Source organism: Azospirillum himalayense (assembly GCF_042657465.1).
GTDB lineage: Bacteria > Pseudomonadota > Alphaproteobacteria > Azospirillales > Azospirillaceae > Azospirillum > Azospirillum himalayense.
Genome location: NZ_JBHSLC010000055.1, coordinates 1 through 3853, shown reverse-complemented (window position 1 = coordinate 3853; position 3853 = coordinate 1). Strand labels below are relative to the sequence as shown.

Annotated in this window: 4 protein-coding genes; 3 read left to right on the top strand and 1 reads right to left on the bottom strand. The window is 62.3% G+C overall.

Annotation, left to right across the window (positions count from 1 at the left end):
- Nucleotides 1–138: 138 nt before the first annotated feature.
- Entirely contained in the window at nt 139–540 is a 402-nt protein-coding gene (locus ACFPMG_RS23290; protein ID WP_376997602.1) for a nuclear transport factor 2 family protein, read from the bottom strand.
- Nucleotides 541–849: 309 nt separating this feature from the next.
- On the opposite strand from ACFPMG_RS23290, the gene ACFPMG_RS23285 reads away from it, so the two are divergent.
- From ACFPMG_RS23285 to ACFPMG_RS23275, 3 genes are read left to right on the top strand one after another with little or no spacing between them, the layout of a single operon-like run.
- Nucleotides 850–2250 carry a selenium-binding family protein gene (locus tag ACFPMG_RS23285; protein ID WP_376997600.1) on the top strand — a complete coding sequence of 467 codons (1401 nt, stop codon included), beginning with the start codon at nt 850–852 and terminating at the stop codon, nt 2248–2250.
- Nucleotides 2247–2915 carry a hypothetical protein gene (locus tag ACFPMG_RS23280; protein ID WP_376997599.1) on the top strand — a complete coding sequence of 223 codons (669 nt, stop codon included), beginning with the start codon at nt 2247–2249 and terminating at the stop codon, nt 2913–2915. Before ACFPMG_RS23285 ends, ACFPMG_RS23280 begins: the two co-directional genes overlap by 4 nt.
- 39 nt (nt 2916–2954) lie before the next feature.
- The gene (locus ACFPMG_RS23275) at nt 2955–3248 is read left to right on the top strand and encodes a GYD domain-containing protein (RefSeq protein WP_376997598.1); all 294 of its coding nucleotides are present in this window, start codon (nt 2955–2957) and stop codon (nt 3246–3248) included.
- The last annotated feature ends 605 nt before the right edge of the window (nt 3249–3853 follow it).

Below are 3853 nucleotides of genomic sequence, written 5' to 3'. Positions count from 1 at the left end.
CGCCATCCTCCATCGTACCCTCCGCGTCCCGTGAGCCCGCGCGCAATCTCGATCACGGAACCCGGTTCGGGAAGAAGGGGGCGTTCGTAACGCTTACCGTGCAGTCGCTCTGACCCTATCGGAGTTCCTGTTCCACCGCTACTCGGACCCCGATGCTCGACCAGTCGCGCAGCTGACTTCATCCCATGCTTGAACAGTGAGGTGCTTGGCGATCCGCCCATCCCGCAGGTCGAGGGTCATCGCCGACATCACATGGCACCCGTCAGAGTAGGCGCACTCTTCAACGAAGGCGGCGCGGTCCGCCCCGACCACCTCTCGACCGACGCGATGCGTCATGTTCCTGGAGCAGACATCACGCCAGAATGCCGCAATCGCCTCCTTGCCCGACAACGTCATCGGTGAGCTGGGCGGACGGTTGCGATCGACGATGATCATCTTGGCATCATCGGCATAAAACTGGACCAGCATGTCGGCATCGCTATCTTCGATGGCTCGTTTCAGGTCATCAAAATCGAAGGTTTTGGCTGCCGACCTGGTCATGGCACCCATCCATGGAAAAGTTAAGGTGCGGAGGTGTCAGAATACGCCTCTGGATGCGGGAAGTCCGCAGCGCGGATGGGTATAGAAAGGCCGTCCTCGCGTTCACGGAGACCGCAGATCAGGCCATCGGCGTGGGGCCAATGGATGGCACACCTGATCACCGTGCCTTTATCCCAATTATTTTGAACCAGAATAGGGGTGACCAAACCCACTTATGGAAGAACCGACAAGCCCCTTTCCTTCGCATCACAAACCTCTGTGTCGCGATACCCTCCTTGTTAGGCGCGTGGCGACTTGAGAGGTTCTTCCATGGCCACTTGGACCCCCGATCCCAGCTTCTATCCATCTCCACGTATGGCGATGAATGCTCCCCCGGAGCGGCTGGCCTATGTGGCGATGTTGAACACGGACACCATCGCCCGCCCGGATGCCCTCGGTGTCGTTGACGTCGATCCCGGCTCTTCGGATTACGGCCGGATCATCAGCCGCATCGACATGCCAAATGTTGGTGACGAGCTGCACCATTTCGGCTGGAACGCCTGCAGTTCCGCTTTGTGCCCTTACGCGCCTCATCCGCATGTCGAGCGGCGCTACCTCATCGTACCGGGCCTGCGGTCTTCGCGCATTCACATCGTGGACACCAAGCCAGACCCAGCCCATCCAAAGATCGTCAAGGTGATCGAGCCGGAGCAGCTGGCCGCCCGCGCCAACTATTCCCGCCCCCACACCCTGCATTGCGGTCCTGAGGGCATCTATGTCAGCGCGCTCGGCAACGGTGAGGGCAATGGCGGTGGGCCGGGCGGTGTGTTCCTTATCGACCATGAGACGTTCGACGTGCTCGGCCAATGGGAAATCGACCGCGGGCCGCAGTTCCTCTCTTACGATGTCTGGTGGCACCTCGGCCAGGATACGATGATCACCAGCGAATGGGGTACGCCCGACATGATCGAGGACGGCCTCAACCCGGAACTTCTGCTGGGTGCGAAGTATGGTCGACGAGTCCACTTCTGGGATCTGCACCGCCGCCGGCACCGGCAGACCATCGATTTGGGTCCGGAGTATCAGCTGGCACTGGAGTTACGCCCGGCGCACGATCCGACCAAGGCGCATGGCTTCATGAACGCCGTGGTCAATCTGAAGGATCTCTCCTCGTCGATCTGGCTGTGGCATCGCGACGGTGGACAATGGGCGATGCGGAAGGTCATCGACATCCCGGCTGAACCGGCCGATCCAGATCAACTGCCGCCCATTCTCAAAGGCTTTAAGGCGGTGCCGCCGCTGGTCACCGACATCGACCTGTCGCTGGACGACCGCTGGCTATACGTGTCGTGCTGGAGCACCGGAGAGATGCAACGCTACGACGTCTCTGACCCCTTCCAACCCAAACTGACCGGCTCGGTCCGGTTGGGCGGGATCGTCGGGCGCAGCCGACACCCAAGTGCTGAAGGCGACCTCAACGGTGGCCCGCAGATGGTCGAGGTGAGCCGTGACGGCAAGCGTGTCTACTTCACCAATTCGCTGTACCGGAGTTGGGATGAGCAATTCTATCCCGAGGGCATCAAGAGCTGGATGGTCAAGCTCGACGCCTCCCCGGAGGGCGGCTTGAACATCGACGAGCGGTTCTTCCTGCGCTTCGAGGACGGGTTCCGCGGGCACCAAATCCGGCTGGAAGGCGGTGACGCGTCCTCGGACTCGTACTGCTATCCATGAGTGACCCCTGGCAGTGGTTGGCGCTGATTGGTCTTGGCGCCTTCCACGGGGTCAACCCAGCCATGGGGTGGCTCTTCGCCGTCGCGTTGGGTCTGCAGGAAGGCCGCCGCAGGGCGGTGATTAAAGCGCTGCCACCGATCGCGCTGGGCCACGCCCTGTCGGTGCTGCTGGTGGTGATTAGCTTTGCCACGGCCAATCTGGTCACCGCGTCCGACCTCGTGAAGCCGACCACTGTGATCGTGTTGATCAGCTTCGGCGCCTATCGGCTGGTGCGTGGCTACCGTCATCGGGTGCGGGTCGGCATGCACACCGGTTTTGCCGGGCTGGTCCTGTGGTCCTTTCTGATGGCATCGGCGCATGGCGCCGGGCTGATGGTCCTGCCCCTGCTGCTGGGTCTGCTCGCCCCAGCACAGCTGATGGCGCTGTCGCTGTGTGGACCAGGGGCCGAGATGACGGGCATGATTGCCGCGCTTGGCTCGGCGGCGGTTGGTCTGGCTGTAGTCCTGGTGCATATGGCGGCCATGCTGGCGGTGATCGCGATCATGGGGCTGGTTGTCTTTGAGACCGTCGGGCTGGGCATCCTGCGCCGCGGCTGGGTGAATTTCGATCTGCTGTGGGCGGGTGCCCTGATCGGCACCGGGGCCGCTCTCCTGCTGCTGGGGTGACTGGCTTCGGCGCGGCCAACGGAAGACGGGAGGCACGTGATGACGACGTATGTTATGCTGGCGAACTGGACTGATCAGGGGCTTCGCAACGTCAGGGAGTCACCCAAGAGGCTGGACACGGCGAAGGCGGCGCTCAAGGAGATGGGTGGGGAATTTCAGGCCATTTACATGACCATGGGAGAGTACGATCTCATCGCCGTGTATGAGGCCCCGGACGATGCTGTTGCCGCGCGGTTCATGCTGATGCTCGGTGGGTTTGGCAACGTGCGTACCAAGACGCTCAAAGCGTTCCCCGAACGGGCGTATCGCGAGATCATCGGTTCTCTTGGGTAAAAAGAGAACCGCTTCTTCCCGCAAGCTCGGACCGGTAAGTACCGCCTTGGCGATGAAACGGACAGCACCCCGGCCCCAGACGCCGTGCTGGCTTGGTCGCTGCCGTCGCCCGTGGCCGAAAGGGTGGGCGCACGCCGGAGGTGACCGGGGACAAGCTGCACCGGGCAAAGCTGCTCTTCGCCCAAGGGTTCACGCTTCGTGAGGCCGCTGCGCGGATCAAAGTCGGGAAGACCGCGTTCTATGCAGCTCTCGGTGCAAACGGAAGCGAAGCAGTTGATCGCTGTGGGTTCTCGATCGGTTCCGCCTTGGCACTGATTAACTAATTCGACTTTGCGCATTTTGGGACGCTTGTCCTGTCATAGGCGGGCGTCGCAACACCGTCGGCGAAGGGTTGTTGGCTGGTCAGCCTCCGACGACGCCACAGGTGCCCCATGGCACACCTCGCCATCCCTCTTCCCCCGGCCTTCGTCGCTTGGCTGTGGCCTTATCTGGTTGCCTTCTCGGGGCGCACCCGATCGACGGTGGCCGCGCTCGCGGTCGGTGCGGTGCTGGCGGTTGGTCCCCGCACCGTGGCCAACCTGCTGCACACCCTCGGCTTGGCGGAC

What these genes read in the sequence shown, in the direction of transcription:
- ACFPMG_RS23290 (WP_376997602.1), bottom strand. Translation starts at nt 540, where the DNA reads ATGACCAGGTCGGCAGCCAAAACCTTCGATTTTGATGACCTGAAACGA.
- ACFPMG_RS23285 (WP_376997600.1), top strand. Translation starts at nt 850, where the DNA reads ATGGCCACTTGGACCCCCGATCCCAGCTTCTATCCATCTCCACGTATG.
- ACFPMG_RS23280 (WP_376997599.1), top strand. Translation starts at nt 2,247, where the DNA reads ATGAGTGACCCCTGGCAGTGGTTGGCGCTGATTGGTCTTGGCGCCTTC.
- ACFPMG_RS23275 (WP_376997598.1), top strand. Translation starts at nt 2,955, where the DNA reads ATGACGACGTATGTTATGCTGGCGAACTGGACTGATCAGGGGCTTCGC.